Raw genomic sequence first — 26,314 nt, forward strand, 5'->3', positions numbered from 1 at the left:
GCTTAGCTGTCTTCTTCTGGCTCGATGGCGTCGAGCATCGCGAAGATCACCTGGGCCGCATCGGCGAAATAGACCTCACTTTTGACCCTCAATTCACCGGCGTAGAGGTCTGGCGGCGCGACCAGATCGGGAAAACCCGCCTGCAGCTTCGCGTGCAGCCGCTTCTCGGTCTGCAAGGCTAGCTGCCCGGTTGCCATCGGAACGGTCTTCAGGATCTTCGCGTCCAGGTCACGGTGCTTCAGCAACTGGTGGCGCAGGCGGGAATCCGGGTTCCGTGAAAAACCTAGTTTGACCAAGCAGGTCCCGTTTGGAAGCTTGAACTGCATGGCGTAGAGATGGCTCGGTGCTGCGGGCCAGTCCTCTCCGCATAAGCCGCACCCGAACCGGCCAGTTTGCATGTTGGCACGGGCCACCCTTTGTTCATGGCCGCATTCTGGATGCCGGTATAGGCGATAGTTCGGGCCGCCGTCCGGGTCCGGTCCGATCAGCTCCCAGCCCTGGGCTTCGGCTTCTTCTTGCTCCTTCTGCTGCTGGCAGAGTTCGCAGCGTACGTCGCAGGTCCCGGCGGCAGCTCTTTTGATCAGCTCAAACTGGCGGCGCAAACGGTGTCGGCAGTCCGCGATGTAGAAGCCGTGATGGCGGCTTTGCGGGTCGCGGCCTGCCCACTGCAGCCCGGCGGCTTCGGCATCGGCCTGCCAGCGCGCTTCAATGCAGCGCGGGCACTGCGGCTGGCTGTTCATCACCACAAAAATTTTGCTCATGTGCGTTGCCCCGCAGGCCTTGCAGGACAGGAGAAGGTGATAACGGTCCTTGACCCGCTGCAGGATGCCGAAGCCTCTGGCTTCGGCGGCCGCGCGCCAGTGGGGGTGAATGGTGAGCGGGAAGGCGGCGGGCGTCGCGGTTGATGTATGGGACATTGAGAACTCCATTTGCGCAAAGCGGGAGAGGGGGCAGGCGCCGGATATGGGGCACCTGCCGGGAAAATCTGGAATTGGGTATGACGCGGCCGGGCGCAGGCGGAGAGATCCGCTGCGGTGGCCAGGTCAGGTTATGTCAGGAAGGGATTGGGCGGATCAGACCGGCGCAAAATCCGGGGCTGTCACTGCCATCTCCACCACGGCGTCGACTTGCCGCGCCGCTCGATTCAGCGCTTCGCGGACACCGGGATCATCGGTAGTGAAAAGGTCCCGGTGCTCATGCATCAGCTGCTGGAACCGAAGTGCCTCGTCCGGGCTCTCAGATTCGATCAGAAAATGCAGCAGCATGCCCATGCGCTGCATTGGCAAATCATCGGCGCTGACGAAAATCGGTTGCTCCATTGCACTTCAGTTCACAGATCGGACGCAAGAACGGGTCGGACAAGTAGCGCCGGGTGCGAACGTTGATCGAATTCCTGAGTTTGTCGTTTCAAAGCGATTCCTCTCGTGCCGTGCTGAGATGCAGTTCGCTTTCCAACAAAAATTTCGGTTCAAAACCAGTGGGGTAGTTGATCACGTTCGCTCCAGTTCTGTGAAATATCTAAATTTTAGATAATCTGATTTATAGATCATTGTGCCGCTGAGCAAGGCGAAGCGGCAATGAGCAACACGATTCACAGCAAAGGTCAGGAGGTGCTCTGCCAAGTCTTGGTCGAAGCAAGAAAGGCGGCTGGCCTTTCGCAGGCGGAACTTGCGAAAAAGCTAAATTGCCAGCAGTCCATGGTTGCGAGAATTGAAAGCGGACAGCGCAGGATTGATGTCGTTGAATTGATCGTTATCGCGCGTGCGATTGGGGCGGAGCTTCATGATCTTCTGGCCTATGTCGAGGCCGCGGTGCCCATTAGTCACCACTTGTGACCGCAGAAAATTCGCATGCTGTGGTAATAGCTGAGCAGCGCTGACGCTCCTTCAGAAACTGACCTCTGTTTTCCAGGTTCCGGGCCGACAATTTGTAAAAGACCGCTCAGGCACTTTTCGCTGTTACCCTAGTGAGCACTGATAGCTGCTGGTACCTTCTTTTGAGCCACACGCCGAAGGGTATCACCCAAGACCCCACCCATCATCGACAGAATCTCGCCGCAGCGGGCAACCTGCATCTCAACGTAACTTGCAGATGTGGTGAAACCCGTGACCAAGATCGACCAGATCGAGACGATGATCCTCGATATACCGACCATCCGGGGGCACGTGCTGTCCATGGCTACAATGCGGGTCCAAACGGCGGTTCTGGTTAAGATCAAGTTCTCTGACGGCTCCGAGGGAATTGGCGAAGGCACCACCATCGGCGGTCTGAGCTATGGCGCCGAAAGCCCCGAAGGCATCCAGTCTGCCATCGACACATATATCTCACCCGTGCTGCTGGGCTGCGACGGTGACAACGTGAACGGAGCGATGCAGCGGATCGAAAAATTGGTCAAGGGCAACCGCATCGCCAGGACGGCGGTGGAGATCGCGCTTTGGGACGGGCTTGGCAAGCGTCTCGGTGTCCCGGTCTCGCAGCTCTTCGGGGGTGTCGTGCATGATAGGCTCCCGGTTGCCTGGACACTTGCTTCCGGCAATTCCGAAACGGATATCGCGGAAGCCCAGGAGATGATCGAGACCCGCCGCCACAACATCTTCAAGCTGAAAATCGGCAAACGCTCCGTGCGGGAAGACGTGGCTCATGTGGCCAGGATCAAGAAAGCCGTTGGCGATGCCGCCAGTATCCGCGTCGATGTGAACACTGCGTGGTCACTGCAGGACGCCCGATGGGGCCTGAAGGGTCTTCAGGACGCGGGTTGCGAATTGGTCGAACAGCCTGTTCCGGCCCGGTACCGTCGCGCCTTGGCGGAACTGACCAGCGGCTACGAGATTGCCGTTATGGCAGACGAGGCCCTGAATGGTCCGGAAGATGCCCTGGCGGTAGCCGAGGCGAATGCTGCGGATGTGTTTGCCGTGAAAGTGGCGCAGTCCGGAGGGCTGAAGCGGGCGTCTGAGGTGATTGCCATCGCGCAGGCGGCAGGGCGCGGCCTCTATGGCGGCACAATGCTGGAAACCGGGTTGGGGACAGCAGCCGCGCTCCAGCTCTTTTCCACCATTGAGACCCTACACTGGGGCACTGAATTCTTTGGCCCCTTGCTTCTGACCGACGAGGTTCTGGCTGAACCGATCACTTACCGCGACTTTTGCGTTGAAATCCCGAAAGGCAACGGCATCGGCGCAATACTTGACCCCGACAAGGTCGCATTTTTCCGCCGTGAAGGCGGCCGGAATATGAAAGCCGCCGCCGGGCAATAACCAGCGGCATGACATCAAAGCCAGTCAAAACGCTACCAAAGCGTTGCGGCTGTCAGGAGGAGGACGACTGATGTTCACACAATCTAATCTCGAGGAATTCGAGGCCCGCCTCGACGGTGCGATCCAAGATGATCCCGAAAACGGCGTCTTCCGCTGCCGTCGGGATATCTTCACCGACGAAGAACTGTTTGAGCTTGAAATCAAGCACATCTTTGAAGGCAACTGGATCTACATGGCCCATGAAAGCCAGATCCCAGAGCCGGGCGATTACTTTACACTTACCATGGGCCGTACACCCGTCGTTATCACCCGCGACAAGGACGGTGAACTGCACGCACTGGTCAATGCATGTTCGCACCGTGGCGCGCAGCTCTGCCGGTTTAAGCGCCGCAACCAGAAAACGTTCACCTGTCCTTTCCACGGTTGGACCTTCTCGAACACCGGCAAGCTTCTGAAGGTCAAAGACCCCAAAGGCGCGGGTTACCCCGAGCAGTTCAACAAGGACGGAAGCCACGACCTGACAAAGGTTGCACGGTTCGAAAACTACCGTGGCTTCCTGTTTGGCTCGCTGAACGCCGATGTGCAGCCGCTTGAGGACTATCTCGGCGAGGCGCGCAAGATGATCGACGTGATCGTTGACCAGGCTGACGAAGGGCTTGAGGTGCTGCGTGGGTCCTCGACGTATACCTATGACGGCAACTGGAAGCTGCAGGCCGAAAACGGCGCCGATGGCTATCACGTATCCGCTGTCCACTGGAATTACGTCGCTACCACCGCGCACCGTACCGACGATGGCAAGGAAGACAACATCAAGGCGACAGATGCCTCGAAATGGGCCAAGCAGCGCGGTGGTTTCCACGCATATGAGAACGGCCATATCCTGCTTTGGACAGAGTGGGCGGACCCGACCAACCGCCCGAATTATCCGCGCCTCGAGGAATGGACCGAGAAATACGGGAAGACCAAGGCAGAGTGGATGGTGGGCGTTCTGCGTAACCTCTGCCTGTACCCGAATGTCTTCCTGATGGATCAATTCAGCTCGCAGATCCGCGTTTTCCGCCCGATCAGTGTCGATCAGACTGAAGTGACGATCTACTGCATTGCACCCAAGGGCGAGAGCCAAGAGGCCCGCAGCCGCCGTATTCGCCAGTACGAGGATTTCTTCAACGCCTCCGGTATGGCGACCCCGGACGATACCGAGGAATTCCGGGCCACTCAGCGCGGCTACGCAGGCGCGGCACATGCCAAATGGAATGACTTGACCCGTGGCGCCACCCAGTGGATCGAGGGCCCTGATGACGATGCCAAGGCCCTCGGGATCAACCCGGTTCTTTCCGGGGCCCGCACCGAAGACGAAGGTCTCTTTGTCATTCAGCATACCAACTGGTCTGAGCGCATGGGCGAAGCCATCGCCAAGGAACGCGCCACTGCGCCTGATGCACGCACCGCGGCTGAGTGAGGAGGAAAAGACATGAGCACTGAAACACTTGAACGCACCAACACCAGCCCGGGGATGAGCTTTGAAGACATCCAGGCCTTCCTCTATGCCGAGGCCCGTGCGCTGGATGACCGCGACTGGGACACCTGGCTGACATTCTATGACGCGGACTGCGCGTTCTGGATGCCCGCTTGGGATGACTACGACAATCTGACGGAAGATCCGCAGAATGAGATGTCGCTGATGTACTATCCCAACAAACAGGGCATTGAGGACCGCGTGTTCCGTATCAAGACTGACCGGTCTTCTGCAACATCGCTGCCTGAACCGCGTACCAACCATTACCTTTCGGGGATTGAAGTGCTGAGCCGGGAGGGCACGCAATTCAAGGTGCGCTTCAATTGGCAAACGCTGAGCTATCGCTACGGCAAAACCGACCAGCACTGGGGCACGTCGTTCTACACGATCGACAGCAGCGGCCCAAATCCGCTTATCACCGACAAGAAGGTGGTCCTTAAGAACGATCACATTCACCACGTGATCGACGTCTACCACATCTGATCCCGGGAATTTCGGGAACTTAAAGAGCTCCGCGCATCCACGTCAGGGTGCGCGGCCAAGGGAGGAGCATGCCATGACGACCTATAACGTTGCCCTGAATTTCGAAGATGGCGTCACCCGCGTCATCCAGTGCGATGACGACGAGAAGGTGACCGATGCGGCCTTCCGTCAAAAGATCAACCTGCCGATGGATTGCCGGGATGGCGTCTGCGGCACCTGCAAGTGCTTCGTCGAAAAGGGCGAATACGAGCTGGAATTCTATATGGACGAGTCCATGAGCGACGAAGAGGCGGAACAGGGCTTTGCGCTGACCTGCCAGATGACGCCGGAAAGTGATTGCGTGGTGCGCGTCCCGGTGCCCTCCGCTGCCTGCAAGACCGCACCGGAGGCTGTCGAAGGCGAGGTGCTGGGCGTCGACACCCTATCGGAGACCTCATTCGGGCTGCGAGTGAAACTGGCCAAACCGGTCAGCTTTCTACCCGGCCAGTATGTGAACGTCACCGTTCCGGGGACCGGAAAGCACCGCTCTTATTCCTTCTCCTCCGCACCCGGTGCCGATGAGGCCACGTTCCTGATCCGCAATCTGCCCGGGGGCGTGATGAGCAGCTATCTGGGCGAGCGGGCCAAGGCCGGCGACAGCGTCACGCTGACCGGGCCGATGGGTGCGTTTTATCTGCGCCCGATCGAGCGCGCCCAGCTATGGCTGGCCGGCGGCACCGGCCTCGCGCCGTTCCTGTCGATGCTGGAGCAGGCGGCGGAGCAGGGGACGGATCATCCCATCGTGCTGTACTACGCGGTGACCCGCGCCGCCGATCTGGTGGAACTGGACCGCGTGCAGGAGCTGGCGGGCAAGATCGGAAATGTCACCGTCATTACCATTCTGGCTGCGGAGGAAGACGCGCATGAGCGCAAGGGCTTTGTCACCGATCATGTCACCGCCGGGGATCTGAACGGCGGCGACTGCGATGTGTATCTCTGCGGCCCGCCGCCGATGGTCGATGCGGTGCGGGGCCACTTCAGCAAGCTAGGGGTCGAGCCTGCGAATTTCTACTTTGAGAAGTTCAACCCGACCGAAGCAGAGGCGGAAGCTGCATGAGCCGCCGGTTTGATGACAAGGTAATGGTTGTCACCGGCGCGGCCCAGGGCATCGGCCGCCGGGTTGCCGAACGGGCCGCGGCCGAGGGCGCCAGGGTGCTGATCGTGGACCGCTCCCCCGCGCGCGAGGAGGCTGCGGATATGATCCGCAGCGCGGGCGGTGAAGCGCAGGCGGTCGCGGTTGACCTGGAAACCTGGGAGGGCTGCGCGGAGGCGATGCAGGCCGCGGTGGACCTGTGGGGCCGGATCGACATTCTGGTCAACAATGTCGGCGGCACGATCTGGGCCAAGCCCTTTGAGCATTACGAGCCGCATCAGATCGACGCCGAGGTGCGCCGGTCGCTGTTCCCGACGCTGTACTGCTGCCGGGCCGCGATTGAGCATATGCTGCCGCAAGGCTCGGGCGTGATCGTCAACGTGTCGTCCATCGCCACGCGCGGGTTGAACCGCGTGCCTTACGCGGCGGCCAAGGGCGGTGTGAATGCGATTACGGCGAGCCTGGCCTGGGAAGTGGCCGAGCGCGGCATCCGTGTGGTTGCCGCCGCCCCCGGCGGCACCGAGGCGCCGCCGCGTATAGTGCCACGCAATCCCAATGCCGAGGAAGAACAGCGCGAAGACTGGTACAAGACCATCGTCGATCAGACGGTGCAGTCATCGCTGATGAAACGTTATGGAACACTCGACGAACAGGCCGGTCCGATCCTGTTCTTGGCGTCGGAGGACGCATCCTACATCACCGGTGTAACGGTGCCGGTGGGGGGCGGTGATCTCGGTTAGCGCCGAGCTGGACAGGCCCTGAGGAGGGGCCGGAAAAACCAACAGGAGGAAACTACAATGAAACGCGCAATCCTGGCGGCCCTCGGGCTCGCCACCAGCCTTGCTGTGCCCGCAGCCGCCGAAGAGGACATCAAAGTCGGCTTGCTGCTGCCGTTTTCAGGCGTCTATGCTGCGCTCGGCAATGATATCGAAGCGGGCTTTACCGTGGCCCTTGAACAGTTCGGTAGCGAAGCCGGCACGGGTTTCGAAATTGTCCGCGAGGACACCGAAGTGAAGCCGCCCGTAGCGCTTGGCAAGGCCAAGAAGCTGATCCTGCAAGACAAGGTTGACGTTGTGGCGGGCATCGTCAGCTCAGGTGTTCTGGGCGCCGTGCGCGACATGGTGCATGGCGCCGGTGTGCCGCTGATCGTGGCCAATGCCGGTAATGATGATGCCACCGGGGCAAGCTGCTCGCCCTATATCACCCGCATGTCATTTTCCAATGGCCAGGTGAACCGCCCGATGGGGCAATGGATGTACGATCAGGGCATCCGCAAAGTCTATACGCTGGCCCCGGACTATGCGGCGGGCCGCCAGATGATCGGGGGCTTCGTTGAGACTTTCACCGCCGCGGGTGGAGAGATCGCCGGGCAGGAATTCACCCCGTTTCAGAAAACCCAGGATTTCGGTCCCTATCTGGCGCAAGCCAAAGCAAGCGGCGCCGATGCGGTCTATGTGTTCTATGCTGGCGGCGAGGCGATCGCCTTCGTCAAGCAGTATAATAGCTTCGGGCTGAAGGCGGATCTGCCGCTATATGGCTCCGGCTTCCTGACCTCGCCGCTGTATGTCAACGCCGAAGGTCCGGCCGCCGAGGGTGTGATCACCGCGCTGCATTACGTGCCGACGCTAGACAACGCGGCCAATGCCGCCTTTGTTGCGGCATTCCAGGCCAAGACCGGTCGTCTGCCGTCGGAGTTCGCCGTGCAGGGGTATGACGCGGCCCGGGCGCTGGTCGAGGCGGCCAAAACCGGTGCTCACGACCGGGCATCGCTGGCTGAAGCCCTGCGCCAAGTCAGCTTTGACGGGCCGCGCGGCAAGCTGTCGATCGACCCGGCTACCAACAATATCGTCCAGCCGGTCTACGTCTACGAAACCGTGGCTGGTGAAAACGGGCTGACCCAGAAGGTGCTGGCCGAGCTGCCCGCCGAGGCCGACCCAGCCAACGGCTGCGAGATGGCCCCCGTCTCCAACTGACAATGCTGCCCGGCCGCCCCCGTGTGGCCGGGCCCATATTCCGAGGAGGGCCTCTCATGGCACATGATCTTGGTTTCTGGACGCTTCAGGCGCTGAATGCGCTGCAACTGTCCATGCTGCTCTTTCTGCTTTCCATCGGCCTGACGGTCATCTTCGGGCTGATGCACTTCGTCAATCTTGCTCATGGATCGCTCTATGCGCTGGGGGCATACTTTGCCGCCTCTCTGGCCGCCATCGGTGGATATTGGATGGGGTTCTTTCTTGCGCCTGTCGCCGTGGCCGGGGTTGGCATTTTGCTTTATTCCGGACTTATCAAACGGATGCGCAAGTCCGGTCCTATGGCCCAGGTGCTCGTGACCTTTGGGCTTATCTTTGTGCTGCTCGATCTGACACGGATTTTCTGGGGCGATCTGGCGTTGGCTATCGACGCGCCTGCGCTGCTTTCTGGTCGGCTGACGTTCCTGGGCATCGAGTATCCGGCCTACCGGCTGTTCATCATCGTTCTCGGACTTTCCATCTTCGCAGCGCTCGCATTTGTGCTGAGCCGTACGCAAATCGGCGCGATGATCCGGGCCGGCGTCGACAACGATGCCATGGCGTCTTGTCTCGGTATCAATGTTGAACGGTTGTTCTTCATCGTTTTCTGCGTCGGATGCGCGCTGGCAGGTCTTGCGGGGGTCGTCGCGGCGCCGCTCTTGAGCGTTACGCCGGATATGGGTCTACAGATCCTGATCCCGACTTTGATCGTGATTGTCATAGGCGGTCTGGGCTCGCTTAAAGGCGCAATCGCCGGGTCGCTGATCTATGGTTTCGTTCAGACCTTCGGCGCGGTTTTGGCCCCGCAGCTCGCTTCTATACTCATCTATGCCCTGTTGGCTGCTGTCCTCGTGATCAAGCCCGTGGGCCTGTTTCCTGCGAAAGGATAAGCCGATGTTTCGTCACAATGCTCTTCGCTACATGGTCCTCGTGCTTTTGGCCGCAGGTGCCCTCTTTCAGGTCTTTACCGCCGAGTACTTCGGGCTGGAAATCCTGACCGAAATCCTGATCCTGGCCATGCTTGTGCTGGCTCTCGACATCGTTGCGGGCTTTGGGGGCATGGTATCGCTTTGCCACGGCGCGCTGATGGGCGTTGGCGCTTATGCCTACGCCATCTTGTCGGCTAAGGCGGGCCTCGCGCCGTCCGTGGCCATGGCTGGCGCCATCGCTTTGACCGGTTCCGCCGCCTGGATCATCGGCGCAATCTGTTCACGCAGCCATGGAATCTATTTCATTATGGCGACGCTCGCCTTCGGCCAAATGGCCTATTCCTACGTGTTCGAAGCCCCAATCTTTGGCGGAGACGATGGGCTGGGTGGTATTTCCCGGTTGGATCTGAGCTTTATCGGAGTTGATTTGAATGACAGCCGCAGCTTTGCGTTCTTCTGCCTAGCCATCCTTGGCGCGGTCTATGGCGCATCTGTTCTCATTCTGCGTTCAGGGCTTGGCCGTTCGCTAACGGGTGTCATGCACAACGAACAACGGATGCGCGCGCTTGGATTGACGATCTGGCGGATCAAGGCGGATGTGTTTGGGTTGTCGGGCATGATTGCCGGCCTCGCCGGCGCTCTTGCTGCGCAGCACATCATGTATATCTCGCCCGGGCTTCTCAGCTGGACTGTGTCCGGCGAGGCACTGGTTGTCGTAATCCTTGGCGGCTTAGGAACTTTGGTTGGTCCGCTCGTGGGCGCTGCCGCCTTTGTGCTGCTCAAGCATGAACTGAGTTCGCTGACGGCACACTGGCATCTTGTTGTCGGCGTAATTCTGATCGCTGTCGTGATGAGCCGCGCAAACGGTATCTTCGGCTGGATCGAAGCCCGCTGGGGTGCCCGGGTCGAACGCCGCGTGGCTGATGCAACGCGCAAACAGGAGTCCGAGGAGGTGTTGACCGATGCTTGAGACACGTAACCTGGACAAGAGCTTTGGTGCCGTCCACGTCACCCGCAATGTATCGCTGAAATTGGAGCGGGGAGAACGCCGCGTGATCCTGGGGCCCAATGGCGCGGGCAAGACAACGCTGTTCAACCAACTGGTGGGTGAACTCACGCCCGACAACGGATCGGTTCATCTCGCTGGCGAAGATGTCACCGCCTTGCCTGTTGCCAAACGCGCCCGCCGCGGCCTGTCGCGCAGCTACCAGAAGAATACTCTGTTCGACGGTCTGACGGTTGAGGAAAATCTTGGGCTTGCCGCTGCCGTGCATACCGGCAACGCGACGCAGCTTTGGGCAGATAGCCTGGCAAAGCCCGACGTTCGCGAAATCGTCGAGGAGGTGGCGGAACAGGTCAACCTGATGCCGTTCATTCACGCCAAAGTATCTGAGATCAGCTACGGCGTGCGCCGCCAGCTCGAAGTTGGCGTCGCGCTCGCCACAAGGCCGCTTGTACTGCTGATGGACGAACCCACTAGCGGTGTCGGGCCTGAGATGTCGAAGGGGTTTCACGACTTGCTGAACAATCTGCCGCGTGACCTGACAATGCTCATCATCGAGCACGACATGGACCTCGCCTTCGATGTGGCGGACACGATCACTGTGCTCAACTACGGCGAAGTTGTCTTTGGCGGCTTGCCGGAGGAGGCCCGCGGGTCAAGCCTGCTAAAGGAAATCTATTTGGGGAGCTGGGAAGATGCTTGAACTGAAGGCAATCGAATCCGGTTATGGCGAAACGCAAGTTCTCTATGGCCTTTCGCTGGAAGCGCAAAAGGGCAGGGTGCTGGCCATCCTGGGCCGCAATGGCGCAGGAAAATCCACCACGCTGAAAACCATCATGGGTCTCCTTCCGATCAAGTCCGGTGAGATCGCCTTCGAGGGTAAACCGATCGCGAGGCAACCATTTGACATCGCCAAGAGTGGTATCGCTTACGTTCCTGAAACGCGTGACATCTTCCCGTCTTTGACAGTGCGCGAAAACCTGGAGATAGCGGCTAAGCGATTTGGCGGAACCAAGACCGAATGGACGATGGAACGGGTTCTGGATCTTTTTCCCCGTCTTGGGGAGCGGATGGACAACGGCGGCACCCAACTGTCAGGCGGCGAGCAGCAAATGCTGGCGATTGCACGCGGTTTGCTGATGAATCCCCGCCTCCTGATCCTCGATGAACCGACCGAGGGCCTGGCGCCGATCATTGTGAAACTGATCCACGACAAGCTCCAGGACCTGAAGGCAGCCGGGCTTTCGATGATCATCGTGGAGCAAAACTTTGGTTTTGCAACCTCGCTTGCCGATGACGTGGTGGTGGTTGGCAAAGGCCAGGTAGTCTGGACTGGCAGTGCAGAAGAGATCAAGGCAGACGAGAGCTCGCAGCATACCTGGCTTGGTGTGTAATTGGGCCGTCTGGAATACTGGTTGTCCAACTAGAAAACCTTGCGGGCTACCTTTTGCGCGATGTTGACGAAGTTCTTCACATGCAGGCCTTGCTCGTCTAACCGGTAGTTAACAGACAGTTCGGTGCGCGCGACTTCCGGTTCGATCTTGAGGAATTTCATGCCCTTCCGCGGGGCGTTTGCAACTGACTCCGGCACGATGCAAACGCCCTCGCCGACGGCAACCAAGCCGAGCGCGGTTTGCAGATCCATGCACCAGATGCGTAGCGGCGCTTCGAAACCGGCGTCTTCGATAGCTTTTAGAACCATGTCCGCATAGCTCGGGCGGGGTTTCTCAGGGTAGAGGATTAGATGGTGCGTCTTCAGGCGCTCAAGCTTAGCGACTGAGCGTGTCCCCGTGTCCACAATATCGGGTAAGGCTAGGATTAGCCTTTCTTCGACCAGGTGTTTCGAAAGGAACTCTGGATCCTTAAGCGTTGGGCGCGCGAACACCACGTCGAGTTCGCGTGACACCAAGGCCCTATGCAGATCTGCATTGTTCATGGGGATAAGGCTAAGGTTCACTTCCGGATAATTCGCTCTGTAGGACCGGATGATGTTTGGGAGTATGCCAAAGGTCGCAGAACCAACGAAGCCGATACGCAGACGCCCCTCAGCCCCCTGGCCCAAGCGGCGTACTTCCAGCTGGGTATCTTCGATCTGGGCCAAGATTGATTTCCCACGCTCAAGCAGCCTTTCCCCTGCTTGAGTCATCGTGATCGCGCTGCGGCCGCGATTGAATAGGATTGCACCAAGCTCTTCTTCCAACTGCTTGATCTGGCGGCTGAGCGGTGGTTGCGCCATGTCGAGACGCTCAGCTGCCCGCCCAAAATGCAATTCTTCCGCCACCGCAATGAAATAGGATAGCTGTTTGAAGTTCATTTTCAGGCACTCCCTCAGGAATTCACGTTAAGCGATCCCATCAAATGAAAAAAGACCCCCGAAAATCGGGGGTCAGTTTGGTGGGAGGTGAAGTGGTTTACTCGGCGGCTACGGCCTGCTCGGCGGCACCGGTCTTAAGCACAAAGTCGAACTCGAAGTGCAGATCAGTGCCCAATTCCTTGGGGGCCGGCTTGAACTTGCCGATCAAGCTTTCCTTGACGGCAAACACGCTGTCGTTCTCCAGCCATTCGCTGTCGGCATCGTAGATTTGGCTAATCAGCGGGCGGTAACCGTCCTTGGAGATAACGAAATGCATGTGGCCAGGGCGGTTCGGGTGGTGCCCCATAAAGCGCAGCAGCTCCCCTGCCGTCTCGTCGTCGGGGATCGGGTAGGGGACAGGCCGGACGGCAACAAAGGCATAGTGCCCGTTGTCGTCGGTTTCGAACCGGCCGCGGAGGTTGTATTCGGGCTGGTCAGGATCGAGGTTCTCGTAGATGCCGTTCGGTGCATCCTCCCAGACATCGAGCGTTACACCAGGAATGCCGTTGCCGTTCTCGTCGCGGATGTAACCTTCGTAGTAGGCTGTTTCTTCGTTGTCGAAGTGCTTTTGAATGGTCGACGCGCCTTTGGGCAGGACTGGCGGGTTTTCGCGGTAGAATGGTCCGAGCACGGTCGATTCACTCTCGTTGCCTTCGACCGGGTTGGTCATCATGTCGACCAGGACTTCGATGCCCAGGATATCGGCCAGCAGGATGAATTCCTGGCGGTTGTCGTTGCAAAGCTGGCCAGCGCGGGCAAGGTAATCACAGGCGGCCAGAAATTCGTGATGCTGAAGCTTCACGTCTTTGATGAAAGCATGCATGTGCTTGATGATGCCTGTCGCGATCTCGCGTTCACGGTCGCTGATATCGCCGTGCTGGCCGAGGCTGCCGATCACAACCTCTGTAATGTTTTCTTGGTTGACGATGCCCATGGATAATTCCTCCTCCTGGCTGTCTGGGGGTTCGAATACAGGACGCTCCACCGTCCCTCGTCTGCGATCGAACTTCCCCCCAATCGCTCCTCATCCCAATGCCTGGGGCGGTATCGGGCAATACCGCAAACGGTTGTAGCCCTCGGAGTGTCCTTTAAATCAAGCAGTTATAAGGGCATTCCAGATGCGCCCAACCTGAGAGTATTGCCCCATACCCGGGATGGCATGGCTTCACTGTATTGGCTCGTGGCACCAACGCTTCTGTAAATTATCGCATGGGAGGCTGAGGTGATCGATACCTTCAAGCATATTCAGCAAAGCCTTGAGGCGACGCCGCACTTGCTGCGCCTCGGCTGTCTGTTTTCCGAAACGGTGCTGATCGAGATCGACGGCAGCGAGTACTACCTGTCTTTCGATAAAGGGCTCATCGTGTCCGTCGTAGAAGGTCCGAGCCGCAAGACACCCTGGCGATTTGCCCTGCGCACAGATGCCGAAGCACTGGAAAAGTTCTGGCAGGCCCGTCCCGAGCCGGGGTTTCACGACATTTTCGGGCTGGTGAAGATCGGCCGGGGCCGGATTGATGGCGACATCCTGAGCCTCGTCAAAAACCTGCGCTTCTTCAAGGAAGTGCTGACGCTGGCACGCGCAAAAAAGGAGCTGGCCGCATGAGTATCGAACCGATCACCGGCCGCTATGTCACCGTCACCGTGGGCGGCGCGCCCCGCCGGATCTATTTCGAGGAAGCAGGGCAGGGCCGTCCGGTCATCTGTCTGCACACCGCCGGGGCTGATACCCGCCAGTGGCGTCATCTGATGAACGACACAGAGATCACCGCTTCGAACCGCCTGATCGCTTTTGACATGCCATGGCACGGAAAATCGCTGCCGCCTGAAGGCTTTGAGACCCAGGAATACCTGCTGACCACCGAAGCCTATATCGAGACCGTTCTCGCGGTCATCGACGGTCTTGGGCTGGAATGCCCGGTTCTGGCTGGCTGCTCTATGGGCGGGCGCATCGCGCTGCAACTCGCGGCTTTGCATCCCGAGAAATTCAGCGGTTTTATCGCAATAGAAGCCTCTGATTTCCAGCCCGCCTGGTATGATATCGACTGGTTCCACCGCCCGGATGCCCATGGCGGCGAGATGGGCGCAGCGCTTGTTTCGGCCAACATTTCCCCCTTCGCGCCAAATGCCGAGCGCTGGAACACATTGTGGATGTTCATGCAAAGTGGTCCCGGCGTTTTCCGTGGCGATCTGAGTTTTTACACAAAGGACGACAGCCTGATCCCGCGTTTGCCGACGATCGCTACGGCAAATACCCCTGTTCACATCATCGTCGGGGCTTACGACCTGACATGCACACCCGAGGATGCCGAGCGGACAGCCAAGGCGATCCCTGGCGCGACGCTCGCTGTGATGGACAAGCTCGGACATTTCCCGATGAGCGAACACCCGGACGGGTTCCGTCCCTTCTTCGTCGAAGCTCTTGGGAAAATGCCCAAACCAGCTGCGAAGGCGGCCTGACACTCAAATCAGCACGGGAGGAGGAGCCATGTGCAAGAATGCCGACAACCCCTGTCCAGGATGCAAGAAGCACAAAAAGGCAGAGGCCGCATGGATGTTCTTCACCGACGAAGAACGCGCCGCCATCGAGAGTATGAGGCAGGCCGGCAAGGCCTCCGCATCGCGCAAGGCACGCTCCTGAACGGATCCAAACCTGACGTGCCGCATTTCCCGTGACGCGGCAAAACCGGAACAAGACAATGACAAACCCCTGCATCATCTGCGTGGCGATTACCGGCAGCCTGCCGACCAAAGCCAACAATCCGGCTGTTCCAATCATCGTATCGGAGCAGGTGGAATCGACCCACGAAGCCTTTGAGGCGGGTGCCACCATCGTTCATGCGCATGTGCGCAATGAGGATGAGACGCCCTCATCGGACCCTGAGAAATTCGCGGCCCTGAAGGAAGGTATCGAGAAACACTGCCCGGGCATGATCATCCAGTTCTCGACCGGCGGGCGGTCGGGTGCGGGCAAGACACGCGGCGGGATGCTGCCCTTGCGGCCTGACATGGCGTCGCTTTCGGTCGGGTCGAACAATTTCCCAACCCGTGTCTACGAGAATCCGCCGGATCTGGTGGCCTGGCTGGCTTCGGAAATGCTGGCCTACGACGTCAAGCCAGAGATCGAAGCGTTCGATCTTAGTCACATCCTGAAAGCCAGACAGATGGCCGATGAAGGCCAGCTTGCGGGCACACCCTACATTCAGTTCGTGATGGGGGTGAAGAACGCCATGCCGGTCGATCGGGATGTGTTTGACTACTACATCCGCACCGTTCACCGTCTTTTCGGTGACGATGCGCCATGGTGCGCGGCCGGCATCGGGGCCAATCAGCTCACGCTGAATGAATGGGCGATTGCTGCGGGCGGGCACGCGCGTACAGGGCTTGAGGACAATGTCCGCCTCGACCGGAACACGCTGGCCCCCTCCAATGCCGCTCTGGTTCGACGAACCGCGGAAATTTGCGCAAAGAACAACCGCCCCGTCGCGACCTGGCAGGAAGCGCGGCGCATCCTCGGGCTTCGCCTGCCCACCGACAGCATGAACCGAGGCGAGACCGAAAAAACCGCGGCGGCCACAATTGTCTGATACGGCTGGATACCAGCGACTGCGCCTGGGGGACATTTCCGGCTCCGCCGTCGGGGCCGGTTTCCTTGCAGTCCTTGTATCTTATTCCGGTCCTCTGCTGATCTATCTCAGTGCTGCCGAGGCCATGGAAATTTCCCGGCCGGCATTCACATCGTGGGTTTTCGCAATCTCGATCGCGGCAGGGCTGTCGAGCATCGTCCTCAGCCTGTGGTTCCGTGTCCCTGTCGCCATGGCCTGGTCCGCGCCTGGAACCGTGCTTCTTATCGGGTTCGGTCCTTCTTTGCCTGCTGCTGAGATGGCAGGTGCCTACATTGCCGTCGCGGCGGCTTTGGTCCTCATCGGTATTTCCGGCCTGTTCGATCGGCTCGTGAAAGTCCTTCCTCCCGCCGTAACTAACGGCATGATGGCGGGTATCCTGTTCGGTTTCGGCCTCAAGGCTGCAGGCGGGTTGACCACAGATCCGGTGGTGGTCTCCGTTCTCATCGCAGCCTTCGCAATTTGCACCGCCACCGTGCCGCGCTATGCCGTGCTCGCTTTGCTTGGGCTGGCTCTTATGCTCACCTCCATCGCTTATGAAACATCGATCACATCGGTGAGCTTGTCGATGGCGCAGCCACAAGCAATAGCGCCAGAGTTCTCGGTGGCAGCGATGCTCAGTCTTGCAGTGCCGTTGCTAATAACGACTCTCAGCGGGCAATATCTGCCAGGAATGGCGGTTCTGAGAGCCAATGGCTACGCGGTCTCGGCCAATCCGATCATGATCTTTGGAGGGCTTGCGTCCGCGGGCGCCGCGGTGTTCGGCGGGATCAGCACCGCGCTTGCGTCAATCACGGCTGCTTTCTGCGCAGGGCCAGACAGTCACGAAAACCCGGAGCGCCGCTACATTGCGGGTGTTGCCTGCGGATTGTTCTTCTGCCTCGGCGGGCTCTATGCCGGGAGCATCGTCGACATCCTGATCATGCTGCCATCCTCCGTCATCGCACTGCTGGCGGGGTTGGCGCTGCTGCAACCGATCCTGAAATTTACCGCCGCAATGATGGCGTCCGAAGATGCGCAGGCTGGGCTGCTCACCTTCATTTTCACCGCATCCGGCGTGTCGCTCTTCGGGATCGGCGCGGCATTCTGGGGAGTCGTGGCGGGCATCGTGTTTCATTTCCTGACGCGGTTTGGCCGCTGGATGGTGGACCGGCTGGCGGCGTGAGCGGCCCCCCTTTGCATGCGGTTTCAGTACAGCTGGGCAAGGATGACGGGCACCGTGACGGCCCCAAAAAGCGTTGACAGAACAATGGCCGACGCGCCGGTTTCACCGACTGAGTGGCGGCCGCAGAACACCGCATAGGATAGAAACAGCGGCATGCACGAAAACAGGACCGCGTCCCGCGCTACCGGGTCCTGCCAGCCGAATACAGCGCAGAAGGCACCGCCGACCACAAACGGGTGGATGATCAGCTTGGCCACGGTGACGGCCGCGACACGCGGTCCGCTGCGCGACACCCGGAATTGCAGGATACTGCCGCCGATCACGAACAGCGCGATGAACGGCGCGGCGGCGACGATTGACGTGACCACCCGGTCCAACCATTCCGGCAGGGTGAGGCCGGTCGCGAGGAAGGCGAAACCGGCGGCCAGACCCAAGACGACTGGGCTGTGCGCCAGTGCTTTCAAAGCGGCGCCAAAGGCGTTCTGACCGGATGTGTTCTCGGCCAGCAGCGCCAGTGTAGTCACGACCGGGATGATGATCGCGACTTCGGCGAACACGACCCAGGAAAAGACCTTGGCCGCGCTGCCGGGTATGAAGGCCGAGGCAATCGGGAAGCCGAGAAAAATGGTGTTGGCGGCCGCCCCGCCGAGCGCCAGGATAATGCGCTGCGGGGCCGGTTCGTGCAGGGCAAAGCGCAGGATGGCCCACAGAACCGCGCTCGACACTAGCGATGCGGCGCCAAAGACGAATGCGTTGAGCCAGGAGAAATCCGCCAGCGTTTCGCCGTTTGCGATTGCGGAAAACAGCAGCACTGGAATGCAGGCATTCATCACGAACCGGTTCAGAACCGGCAGGCCGTCTGCGGGAAACCATCTGCGGGACACGAAGAGGCTGCCGATCCCGATCATCGTGAAGATCGGCAGCATTAGGAGCAGGACATCGGTCATGGTGAATCACTTTGGAAGGCGCCGCTTGGGCGCGCGTGCATGTTGCCGGGCGCAGAGTCGGAGCTGGCACCAAGGTGCCAGCGCTGCATTTGAAAAAGCGCGGCGCGGTGTGCGGCGGCGGCCCCTTTATTGTTCATCTCGCGGTTTGAAGACGCCGTCGAAGAAGGTTGAAAGTGCAGCGAAGCCGTCAAGCGGCAGGATGTGCGCCACGTATTGGTCCGGCCGGACAACGATCATGCAGCCCTGTTTGCAGTCAATGCCGCGCATCGCGTAGATGTCCTGCCCCAGTTTGTAGTCGGTGCAGAAGATCTTCTCGAAGTCGCGCAGCCCGTAGCGGCCTTTGGCCGGGCGCAGCAGGCCCGGCATTTCCTCGAAGTTCAGCTCCTTGAAATCCTGCTGGAAGATGGCGCGCAAGTCGATCAGTGCATCGATGTCCTCGACCGCGCGGGTGTAGCGCCGGACCGGTGAGGCAGGGTCGCTGCTCAGATAGGCGCAAAGATCGTGGATCGCTCCGCCCGCAGTCCCGTCGTCATTCCGTCCGGCAAAGGCGTAGATGCGCCATCGCCCGTCTGCCTCGGCAACGTGGCCCAGCTGCATGGGCTTCGCATCGGATAGCCTTAGAACCGGCGCTGAATGGAAGCGCTTGCCCACGATTTGACCTGTGGCAAGCGACTGGTGTGCCGACTTGGCGATGATCCGCGAAGGTTCGTAGTGAACGGCAAGCCCGCCGGTAAACTCCAGGTTTTCGATAAACTGCTTCTGAAACCGGGGCATTTCGCTGCCATCAAGTTCGGATTCTCCTGGCGGAGCGCTCATAATGCGCGCCCACTTGTGATCGGTCTCAACTAACCGCTTGGCTTCCAGCTGACGTTCGGCCGAGTAACTATGCAGCAGGCCCGGGTCTGACCGGCCGGTCAGAACATGGGCAAGTTTCCAACCGAGGTTGAAGGTGTCGCCCATGGAAACATTCATACCTTGCCCCGCCTTGGGGCTGTGGGTGTGGCAGGCATCCCCGGCGGTGAAAACGCGGGGTGTCCGGTGGGCAATCTCATCCGCGGGGACATCATCGAACTTGTCGGTCAGCCTGTGGCCGATCTCGTAGACAGACCACCAGACCACCTCTTTGACGTCGATGGAGTAGGGGGCCATGATCCGGTTCGCCGCAGCGATAATATCGCCGGCTGTCAGGTTGCGGTTCGACACCCGTTCATCCGGATTGAGCTTGTCGAGCTCGACATACATCCGGAAAAGATAGCCGCCTTCGCGCGGGATGATCAGGATATTGCCTTCCTTCGCTGACTGGATCAGGCACTTCCTGCGGAGATCCGGGAAATCTGAATTTGCCAGAATATCCATAACCCCCCAGGCCTGATGCGCCGCATCTCCGTGTAACTTGCCACCGATTGACTGGCGCACTGTGCTGCGCGCGCCGTCGCAACCAACCACATAATTCGCGCGCACCGTAACGGTGTCACCTGCGCTGCCATCTTCGGCCACGTGTTCCAAGGTAACGGTAACGGGGTGATCGTCGCTGCCGCTGTCAATCGCCAGGTCTTTGACGCGCAGCCCGTAATGGGGTTCCAAACGTGTTGGGGCGTTCTTCATCACGTCGAGGAACAACTGGTGTATCCTCGCCTGGTTCACGATTGTATGCGGCATCTCCGACTGATCATCGGCCACGTCCTGGGCGATCCCGACGCGGTGGATATGGCTCGGATCGGCAGGGTCCGGTTTCCAGAACGCCGTCTGGTTCACCCAGTAGGCTTCGCGCTTTACCTTTTCTGCGAATCCAAAGGCCTGAAACATTTCCATCGAGCGGACGCTGACGCCATCGGCTTGCCCTTTTTCCATAGGCCCGTGTTTTGGTTCGACAATCATAGTCGAAATTTCTGGAAAACCCGCCAACTGTGCCGCGAGACACAGCCCCGCGGGTCCACACCCGGCAATCAGTACATCGACCTTTTGCGGGATATCGTTTGCGTTCGAGGTGGCACGACCAAGACCAGGTGCTGGTGGTTTGACATCGGGATCACCAGGTTTGAACCCGTCAACGTAATATTGCATGGCCAACTCTCCACTTCACCGTTTTCTGACCGGTTATTACTGATTGTACTATTCAGCGCTCCCCTCAAGTAAGGTATGTATGCATACCATTCCGGTTAGCCAGCGCATTCATGCTGTTACTGCTGGTTGCTCTTCCCCAGCGTAGAAACCGGACTGAGAGGTGATGCGGTTAAGATCAGAGTCCCCGTTGATTTCGCAAATTCCAGTATGCCCGCCGGCTGCGTGACGAAGCCAGCCTGCGGGGGCACCGCACCGGGCTGAAGGTGGCAGCGCTAAGCGGCAAGATTCTTGCCCGCTTCCATGATGCGCCGACAGACCAGGCCGAGGTCATCCAAATCGCGAGACAACAGCAGAACCAGTTTCGCCAGCAGTGCAGCGTGCTGTTCCTCTCCTGCGGCGTCCAGCGCACGGGCCAGGGTTTCAAAAACGGATTCGAGGTCTTCCGGTGTCATTTGATTTCTCCTGCTGTGGCGCTGGCGAAGGCCTGCCGTAGCGCTCCAGGTGTGGCCCGGCACCAGCGGGCGGCAATATGGGTGTCGGGCCGGATGAGATAGGCGCTGTCCGGAGAGGCAGAAAGCAACCGCGCGGCGTCGGAACCCGGTGGCAATACAATATGTGTCAGGCCCAGCTCAGCAGCAGTTTCGGCCAACGCTTCCCCGAAGGTGACGAGACTGAAGCCGGAGCCCAGAAGGCCGGAGAGAAACCCGTCTGAGGTGCGGGCGTCGGGCAACACCGTGCCAGGCTGCGGGCCACCTTCGAAGCCCGTATCGTCGGCCCAGACGGCAGGGCTGGCGGCATAACTGTAGGGAGTCATCTGCCGGGGGTTGGCCAGCTCGCCTGCGAACGGATGGCTTAGCGCGAGGTTCAGCGCCGTGTCTCGCATCAACTGCCAGCCGGGGCTGGGCGGGGTCATGAACCGGGCCGACTTGGATGCATTGGCGAAGACATCCAGCGTCGCGCCGCGGCGTTCCGGCGTGTAGCTGTCCAAAAGCGCTGTCCCGGCTTTTCCTTGCAGCACCCAGGCCAGTTTCCATGCGATGTCATAGGCGTCGGCCAAGCCGTTGTTCAGGCCGCGCACGCCGAAGATTGGCACGATATGGGCGCTGTCGCCGACGAAGAACACGCGTCCGTCACGATAATCATCAAGCGCCAGCGTGTTGGCGGAATAGACGCTCCACCATTCCAGCTCCCAGTCGCCGTCATGGCCAATCTCCCGCAGCACTGCGCTGACCGAGGCGCGCACGGTTTCCTCGCGGATGGCCTCTGCCTCATCCTCGCCGTCGCGCAGCTGGTAGTCGATGCGCCAGATGTCATCGGGCTGCTTGTGGACCAGAACGGTGCCGCCGCGGCGGCAGTCAGGGTCGAACAGGGCGCGGCGGATGGTGGGGTAATCGTGCTGCATCTTCACATCGGCGATGACATAGCGGCCCTCGTAGTTCTCTCCCTTCAGGCGCAGGCCGCGCAGTTTGCGGATGGCACTGCGGGCGCCGTCCGCAGCCAGCACCCAAGCTGCGTAGACCGTATAAGTGCCGTGCGGATCCTCGACTGTCAGGGAGATGCCGTCGGGGGTGTCCCTTGCCCCGGTGACCCGGCTTTGCCAGCGGGTTTCGATCAGCGGCTCGCGGGCGATGGCGTCCCACAGATATTGCTCGATGTATTGCTGCTGAATGTTGTACATCGGCCGGTATTTCGCGGCCGGGCTATCGGGCATATCGAACTCGAGGATCTGGCGGCCGCGGTAGAAGCTGCGCCCGGTGGTCCAAGGCAGTGCTTTTTCCAGGAAGGGCGCCACTGCGCCGATACGCTCAAAGATGCGAAAACTGTGGCGGGCGACACAGATGGCGCGGCTTCCGTCGTTGAAGGTGGATTTGGCGTCAAACAGCACCGATGGCACGCCGTGGCGGGCCAGTGCGAGTGCTGCTGTCATGCCCACAGGACCGGCGCCCACGATGGCGACCGGAGTATCAGATTCTAGCCTGCTGCGGTCTGCCGGCGGATCGAAATGCGGGTAGGTGAAGTAGAGCGAGTCGGTGTCGCCGCGGCCTGCCGGTCTCATTGGTAAGTTCCTCCTTGCGTGGAAAAAACATAGCTGCCCGGCTGGCGTCCTGTCTGTCCTCCTTGAGGGGGGACATGATAGCTTGTGGCGATGGCATCCTGTATCCAGCATATCGATACTTGTCTTGCGCTGCTGGGCAGCGGCGGCTTTGCGCCGGCGTTTTCAGAGTTCATGGAAACGTTGGGGGCCGATCAGGTCATGGTGTTTGCGATCACTGATGGGAATGCGCGCTGCCTGTTCTCGCGCCATTACCGAAGTGCAGCTCTAGCCGAGGAACTGTCAGCGCAATATCTGGATGGCTGGTATCTGCAGGATCCGCTTTTGCCTGAACTGATGCAGGCGCAGCCTGGCACAGTCCGGCTGAGGCGGCTGGAGACGATTGCCGAAACGATGGGCAGCGACTACCGGCGGATATTCTTTGACACGCCGGGGCTGCGGGCCAAGACCACTGTGCTGGCCGCCGGAGTGCGTCTGAGGCTGTTCGTAAGCCTGTACCAGACGGGTGGGGCACAGCCAGACTGCGACGCGGATTTAGCGCGAATTGCAGGCCGGTTGGCGCTGATGCATTTCGAAAGTACCGCCGGCAGCGCCTCTCCACCGGCTCTGGACGCGCTGAGCGAGCGGGAGCGGGCGGTCTGCCTGGGTATTCTGGCGGGGCAGAAGGCAGAGGTGATTGCAGCTGCTCTGGAGGTCGCGCCCAATACCGTGATCACCTACCGCAAGCGCGCCTATGCCAAGCTGGGGATCAATTCGCGCGCGGGGCTGTTCGCGCTGTGCCGGGATCCTGATGCGAATGGCTGACATTGCTGCAAAGCTGGCGGCCGGGCCGCGGCAGGTTCCACAGTAAAAGTCCCGTTCAGGCAATGAGAACCTGAACGGGTCTCGGAGTTTACCCTACCGTGCTTCCCAGCCAAAGGGTCAGGGCAGGGAAGGCGATCAGCAGAGCCAGCCTGGCTACATCGGCGATGATGAACGGCACCAGCCCCCTGAAGATCTTTACCACCGGGACTTCCGGCAGCACGGCCTTGAGAACAAAGACGTTCATACCGACAGGTGGCGTGACAAGGGCGATTTCGGTCACCACGATCACAATGATGCCGAACCAGACCAGGTCAAAGCCTTGGGAAACCACCACCGGTGCGAACAGGGGCACGAAGATCAGAATGATGGCCATAGAATCCATCACGCAGCCCAGCACAAGGAACACCGCCATGATAACGAAAATCAGCGCGATGCCTTCGAGCCCGGTCGACTCAACCAGCGCCAAAACACCCGCGGCAAGCCCAGACAGAGTGAGCAGCTTAGACAGCATCAGTGCGCCGAAAAGCACAGTGTAAAGCGATACCGAGGTATAGGCGGTATCAATGATAATGGTGCGCAACACGCTCCAGCCGAGCCGCCCGTGAAAAGCCGCTATCAGGATGGCAAGACCAGCTCCCATGCCAGCGGCCTCAGTGGGGGTGAACAGCTTGGCATACAGCCCGCCGATGATCAGCCCAAACAGCAGCAGGAAAGGCCAGACGCCGGACAGCGCACGGAGCTTTTCCGGCCAGGGGGTGTTTTCCCCGCGCGGCGCATGGCTTGGGTCAAGAGCCGCAACGATGCGGATCGCCACCATGTAGGCGACCAGACCGATCAGCCCCGGCACAACTCCGGCGATAAACAAGTCGCCGATGTTGGTCTGGGTCAGAATTCCGTAGACCACCATGATGATCGAGGGCGGGATCAGGATGCCGAGTGTGCCGCCGGCGGCAATGGTGCCGGCCGCCAGCTCGTCGGAGTAGCCGTATTTTTTCATGCTCGGATAGGACACCTTGGCCATGGTGGCGGCGGTGGCATAGCTGGAGCCGCAGACTGCGGAGAAGCCGGAGCAGGCGGCCATGGCGGAAAGCGCCAGCCCGCCGCGCACGTTGCCCACAAAGGCATATGCGGCGCGGAACAGATCGTGGGCGATGCCGGTCTTGGAGATGACGTTGCCCATCAGGATGAACATAGGCACTACGGCAAGGTCATAAGATAGCACCGCGTCCGAGATCGTCAGCGGCACCAGCTGCAGCGCAATGTTCCAGTTGATCGCCAACCCGATACCTATGACCGAAACAGCGAGCAGCGAAAAGGCCAGCGGGATCCTGAGGAAGGCAAGCAGGATGGCCGCAGCCATGGATAGAGAACCGGCAATCATAACACTTCCTCCTTATGGGTGTTTTTGGCGTCGGCCAGCGGCCTGCCGAGGACCACGGCAAAGGCGGCCAGTGCAGACAGTGCGCAGCTCAGTGCCATGAAGAAATAGAGCGGTGCGCGCGGCACCCGGAGTGCCTGGCTGACTTCAGAAATGCTCGAGGCATTGAGGCCGTGCTTGACGAACAACCAGGCCATCAGACCGAGCACAGCTGCCACCAGAAGCCCGGTCAGCACACGCCACCATGCCAACCCAGGGCGGTCCAACAGTTTGTCGAGAAGATCGATTGTCAGATGCGCCCCCGCGGAGGTCACCAAAGGCAGGCCGGCAAAGACTACCAGCGCCATCAGGTGTTCGGTGATGTCGTTTGCACCGTAAACCGGTTCGCCGAACAGGCGCCGTCCGATCACATCGGTGAAGGTTAGGGCCACCATGGCCAGCAGAAACAGTGCCATTGCCGTTTCTACTGTCCGGCGGATTTTCAAAGCTAAAGCACGCATCCTGCGGCCTCCTCTTGCAGAAAGGGGGACGGTCACACCGTCCCCGAGTGGATTGCCCGGAGAGGGCTATTCTGCAGCCAATTCGGTGTAGGTCTCTCTGTAGAAGCCAAGCATCGCAGCCGGGTCTTCCACGCCGGCAGCCTTTGCCTTTTCGGTCCACTCCGACACCATCTCGTCGTAGATACTGTTCACCTCGGTAATCAGCTCGGGAGTGGCTTCGGCAATTTCGTGACCTTCAGCGGCCAGCTTCTCCGATGCAGCTGGGTTTTGGTGATCGAAGTTCTTTCCCCATGCAGCCGACAGGGCCTCACCGGTGACGGCTTCGATCGCCGCTTTGTCGGCATCACTGAGCCGGTCCCATTTGGCGCCATTCATGATCACGAAGAAGGTTGCGTCATAGAAACCGTTCGGAAAAATTGTATGATGCTTGAGGCTGTCCTCGAGCCTGAAGTTGACCACAGATTCCATGGTGTGGAGCGAGCCATCGATGACGCCGCTTTCCAGCATTTCGTAGGCTTTTGTGGCGGGCGCCGCGACGGGAACCGCCCCCAGTTTGGTCAGCAGCTGCTCCTGGATCGGGCCACCCATGCGGAACTTCTGGCCGCTCACATCCTCGGGTGTGGTCACAGCGGCGCTGCCGTGGTGCAGCTGCCCGCCTCCAAACATGCCTACGGCCAGCATCTTGACCCCATCAAAAGCAGGGTTGCCGGCCAGAAACTTCTCGTAGGTTTGCCACAGCGCCCGGCTTTGTGCCTCGGCGTTGGTGCCGGCGTTGGGGAATTCCGCGAACCACAGCGGTACGAAACGCTCCGGCTCGTAAGTGAAATTACCCCAAGTGATGTCGGCGACGCCATTGCGGGCCAACTCCCAGTGCTGCGGCGGGCTGGCCAGCGGCGCGGGCAGGATGGTTACGGTGACACGGCCTTCGGTGACCTCGGCGACCTTTTCAGTGAAGGGCACGAGAAAGTCGGTATGCACGAAATGGGTCGGCGGCACCCAGGACGACATTGTCAGCGTTTCCGCGCTGGCGGCTTGAACCGTTGCGGTCAGGATTGCGGCAGCAGCGGCCGCGCCTTTGAGCAGTTTGATGGCAGGGTTGATCAT

General features: G+C 59.9%; 28 protein-coding genes. 17 read left to right on the forward strand and 11 right to left on the reverse strand.

Annotated features, from left to right (window positions below):
• Positions 1–2 precede the first annotated feature (2 nt).
• Together ACFMBG_RS05520 and ACFMBG_RS05525 are read right to left on the reverse strand one after the other, a co-directional pair.
• Positions 3–917 (reverse strand): GIY-YIG nuclease family protein, encoded by a 915-nt coding sequence (locus ACFMBG_RS05520; RefSeq protein ID WP_421053713.1) that lies wholly within the window; start codon positions 915–917, stop codon positions 3–5.
• Between the two features lie 156 nt (positions 918–1,073).
• A complete protein-coding gene (locus tag ACFMBG_RS05525; RefSeq protein WP_421053714.1) occupies positions 1,074–1,319 on the reverse strand; it encodes a hypothetical protein in 246 nt (81 codons plus the stop codon).
• 258 nt (positions 1,320–1,577) lie between these two features.
• Here ACFMBG_RS05525 and ACFMBG_RS05530 point away from each other — a divergent pair, with 258 nt between their 5' ends.
• From ACFMBG_RS05530 to ACFMBG_RS05580, 11 genes are all read left to right on the forward strand, one after another.
• Positions 1,578–1,835 (forward strand): helix-turn-helix domain-containing protein, encoded by a 258-nt coding sequence (locus ACFMBG_RS05530; protein ID WP_421053715.1) that lies wholly within the window; start codon positions 1,578–1,580, stop codon positions 1,833–1,835.
• Positions 1,836–2,105: 270 nt separating this feature from the next.
• Positions 2,106–3,254 carry a muconate/chloromuconate family cycloisomerase gene (locus ACFMBG_RS05535; protein ID WP_421053716.1) on the forward strand — a complete coding sequence of 383 codons (1,149 nt, stop codon included), beginning with the start codon at positions 2,106–2,108 and terminating at the stop codon, positions 3,252–3,254.
• Positions 3,255–3,324: 70 nt separating this feature from the next.
• A complete protein-coding gene (gene benA, locus ACFMBG_RS05540) occupies positions 3,325–4,713 on the forward strand; it encodes a benzoate 1,2-dioxygenase large subunit (protein WP_027233514.1) in 1,389 nt (462 codons plus the stop codon).
• 12 nt (positions 4,714–4,725) lie between these two features.
• Entirely contained in the window at positions 4,726–5,253 is a 528-nt protein-coding gene (gene benB, locus ACFMBG_RS05545) for a benzoate 1,2-dioxygenase small subunit (RefSeq protein ID WP_421053717.1), read from the forward strand.
• 73 nt (positions 5,254–5,326) lie between these two features.
• Complete coding sequence (benC, locus tag ACFMBG_RS05550) at positions 5,327–6,349, forward strand: benzoate 1,2-dioxygenase electron transfer component BenC (RefSeq protein WP_421053718.1); 1,023 nt, start codon at positions 5,327–5,329, stop codon at positions 6,347–6,349.
• Positions 6,346–7,125 carry a benzoate diol dehydrogenase BenD gene (gene benD, locus ACFMBG_RS05555; protein ID WP_421053719.1) on the forward strand — a complete coding sequence of 260 codons (780 nt, stop codon included), beginning with the start codon at positions 6,346–6,348 and terminating at the stop codon, positions 7,123–7,125. The genes benC and benD overlap by 4 nt, the downstream gene beginning before the upstream one ends.
• Before the next feature lie 57 nt (positions 7,126–7,182).
• Positions 7,183–8,358, forward strand: coding sequence for an ABC transporter substrate-binding protein (locus ACFMBG_RS05560; protein WP_421053720.1), 1,176 nt, complete (start codon positions 7,183–7,185; stop codon positions 8,356–8,358).
• 56 nt (positions 8,359–8,414) lie between these two features.
• The gene (locus tag ACFMBG_RS05565; RefSeq protein WP_027233519.1) at positions 8,415–9,284 is read left to right on the forward strand and encodes a branched-chain amino acid ABC transporter permease; all 870 of its coding nucleotides are present in this window, start codon (positions 8,415–8,417) and stop codon (positions 9,282–9,284) included.
• A 4-nt stretch (positions 9,285–9,288) separates the two neighbouring features.
• Positions 9,289–10,293, forward strand: coding sequence for a branched-chain amino acid ABC transporter permease (locus ACFMBG_RS05570; protein ID WP_421053721.1), 1,005 nt, complete (start codon positions 9,289–9,291; stop codon positions 10,291–10,293).
• Positions 10,286–11,029, forward strand: coding sequence for an ABC transporter ATP-binding protein (locus ACFMBG_RS05575; RefSeq protein WP_421053722.1), 744 nt, complete (start codon positions 10,286–10,288; stop codon positions 11,027–11,029). Before ACFMBG_RS05570 ends, ACFMBG_RS05575 begins: the two co-directional genes overlap by 8 nt.
• On the forward strand, positions 11,022–11,720 hold the full coding sequence (locus tag ACFMBG_RS05580) for an ABC transporter ATP-binding protein (RefSeq protein WP_421053723.1): 699 nt from the start codon (positions 11,022–11,024) through the stop codon (positions 11,718–11,720). The genes ACFMBG_RS05575 and ACFMBG_RS05580 overlap by 8 nt, the downstream gene beginning before the upstream one ends.
• A gap of 29 nt (positions 11,721–11,749) precedes the next feature.
• On the opposite strand, the gene ACFMBG_RS05585 is transcribed toward ACFMBG_RS05580, so the two are convergent.
• A complete protein-coding gene (locus ACFMBG_RS05585; protein WP_421053724.1) occupies positions 11,750–12,640 on the reverse strand; it encodes a LysR family transcriptional regulator in 891 nt (296 codons plus the stop codon).
• A 97-nt stretch (positions 12,641–12,737) separates the two neighbouring features.
• Positions 12,738–13,613, reverse strand: coding sequence for a dioxygenase family protein (locus tag ACFMBG_RS05590; protein ID WP_421053725.1), 876 nt, complete (start codon positions 13,611–13,613; stop codon positions 12,738–12,740).
• A gap of 288 nt (positions 13,614–13,901) precedes the next feature.
• Between ACFMBG_RS05590 and ACFMBG_RS05595 the strand changes: the two genes are divergently transcribed.
• The 5 genes from ACFMBG_RS05595 to ACFMBG_RS05615 are packed head-to-tail and all read left to right on the forward strand — an operon-like array spanning position 13,902 to position 17,464.
• Complete coding sequence (locus tag ACFMBG_RS05595) at positions 13,902–14,282, forward strand: hypothetical protein (RefSeq protein ID WP_036796608.1); 381 nt, start codon at positions 13,902–13,904, stop codon at positions 14,280–14,282.
• Positions 14,279–15,136, forward strand: coding sequence for an alpha/beta fold hydrolase (locus tag ACFMBG_RS05600; RefSeq protein WP_027233526.1), 858 nt, complete (start codon positions 14,279–14,281; stop codon positions 15,134–15,136). The genes ACFMBG_RS05595 and ACFMBG_RS05600 overlap by 4 nt, the downstream gene beginning before the upstream one ends.
• 28 nt (positions 15,137–15,164) lie before the next feature.
• Positions 15,165–15,317 (forward strand): DUF1289 domain-containing protein, encoded by a 153-nt coding sequence (locus ACFMBG_RS05605; protein WP_152612168.1) that lies wholly within the window; start codon positions 15,165–15,167, stop codon positions 15,315–15,317.
• 58 nt (positions 15,318–15,375) lie between these two features.
• Positions 15,376–16,263, forward strand: coding sequence for a 3-oxoadipate:acetyl-CoA acetyltransferase (locus ACFMBG_RS05610; protein WP_421053783.1), 888 nt, complete (start codon positions 15,376–15,378; stop codon positions 16,261–16,263).
• Positions 16,256–17,464 carry a benzoate/H(+) symporter BenE family transporter gene (locus ACFMBG_RS05615; protein WP_421053726.1) on the forward strand — a complete coding sequence of 403 codons (1,209 nt, stop codon included), beginning with the start codon at positions 16,256–16,258 and terminating at the stop codon, positions 17,462–17,464. The genes ACFMBG_RS05610 and ACFMBG_RS05615 overlap by 8 nt, the downstream gene beginning before the upstream one ends.
• Before the next feature lie 23 nt (positions 17,465–17,487).
• On the opposite strand, the gene ACFMBG_RS05620 is transcribed toward ACFMBG_RS05615, so the two are convergent.
• The 4 genes from ACFMBG_RS05620 to ACFMBG_RS05635 all read right to left on the reverse strand — a co-directional run bounded on the left by ACFMBG_RS05620 (position 17,488) and on the right by ACFMBG_RS05635 (position 22,531).
• On the reverse strand, positions 17,488–18,411 hold the full coding sequence (locus tag ACFMBG_RS05620; protein WP_421053727.1) for an AEC family transporter: 924 nt from the start codon (positions 18,409–18,411) through the stop codon (positions 17,488–17,490).
• Positions 18,412–18,537: 126 nt separating this feature from the next.
• Positions 18,538–20,475 (reverse strand): FAD-binding monooxygenase, encoded by a 1,938-nt coding sequence (locus ACFMBG_RS05625; protein WP_421053728.1) that lies wholly within the window; start codon positions 20,473–20,475, stop codon positions 18,538–18,540.
• 272 nt (positions 20,476–20,747) lie between these two features.
• Positions 20,748–20,927 carry a hypothetical protein gene (locus tag ACFMBG_RS05630; protein WP_421053729.1) on the reverse strand — a complete coding sequence of 60 codons (180 nt, stop codon included), beginning with the start codon at positions 20,925–20,927 and terminating at the stop codon, positions 20,748–20,750.
• Positions 20,924–22,531: an FAD-dependent monooxygenase gene (locus ACFMBG_RS05635; protein ID WP_421053730.1), complete on the reverse strand. Its 1,608-nt coding sequence runs from the start codon at positions 22,529–22,531 to the stop codon at positions 20,924–20,926. Before ACFMBG_RS05635 ends, ACFMBG_RS05630 begins: the two co-directional genes overlap by 4 nt.
• 90 nt (positions 22,532–22,621) lie before the next feature.
• On the opposite strand from ACFMBG_RS05635, the gene ACFMBG_RS05640 reads away from it, so the two are divergent.
• Complete coding sequence (locus ACFMBG_RS05640) at positions 22,622–23,332, forward strand: helix-turn-helix transcriptional regulator (protein ID WP_421053731.1); 711 nt, start codon at positions 22,622–22,624, stop codon at positions 23,330–23,332.
• An 88-nt stretch (positions 23,333–23,420) separates the two neighbouring features.
• Here the strand turns inward: ACFMBG_RS05640 and ACFMBG_RS05645 are convergent, their stop codons facing one another.
• The 3 genes from ACFMBG_RS05645 to ACFMBG_RS05655 all read right to left on the reverse strand — a co-directional run bounded on the left by ACFMBG_RS05645 (position 23,421) and on the right by ACFMBG_RS05655 (position 26,314).
• Positions 23,421–24,692 carry a TRAP transporter large permease gene (locus ACFMBG_RS05645; protein WP_421053732.1) on the reverse strand — a complete coding sequence of 424 codons (1,272 nt, stop codon included), beginning with the start codon at positions 24,690–24,692 and terminating at the stop codon, positions 23,421–23,423.
• Between the two features lie 17 nt (positions 24,693–24,709).
• Positions 24,710–25,210: a TRAP transporter small permease gene (locus ACFMBG_RS05650; protein ID WP_421053733.1), complete on the reverse strand. Its 501-nt coding sequence runs from the start codon at positions 25,208–25,210 to the stop codon at positions 24,710–24,712.
• Between the two features lie 66 nt (positions 25,211–25,276).
• Positions 25,277–26,314 carry a TRAP transporter substrate-binding protein gene (locus ACFMBG_RS05655; RefSeq protein WP_421053734.1) on the reverse strand — a complete coding sequence of 346 codons (1,038 nt, stop codon included), beginning with the start codon at positions 26,312–26,314 and terminating at the stop codon, positions 25,277–25,279.

It is taken from the genome of Leisingera coralii (genome assembly GCF_049056525.1).
GTDB lineage: Bacteria > Pseudomonadota > Alphaproteobacteria > Rhodobacterales > Rhodobacteraceae > Leisingera > Leisingera coralii.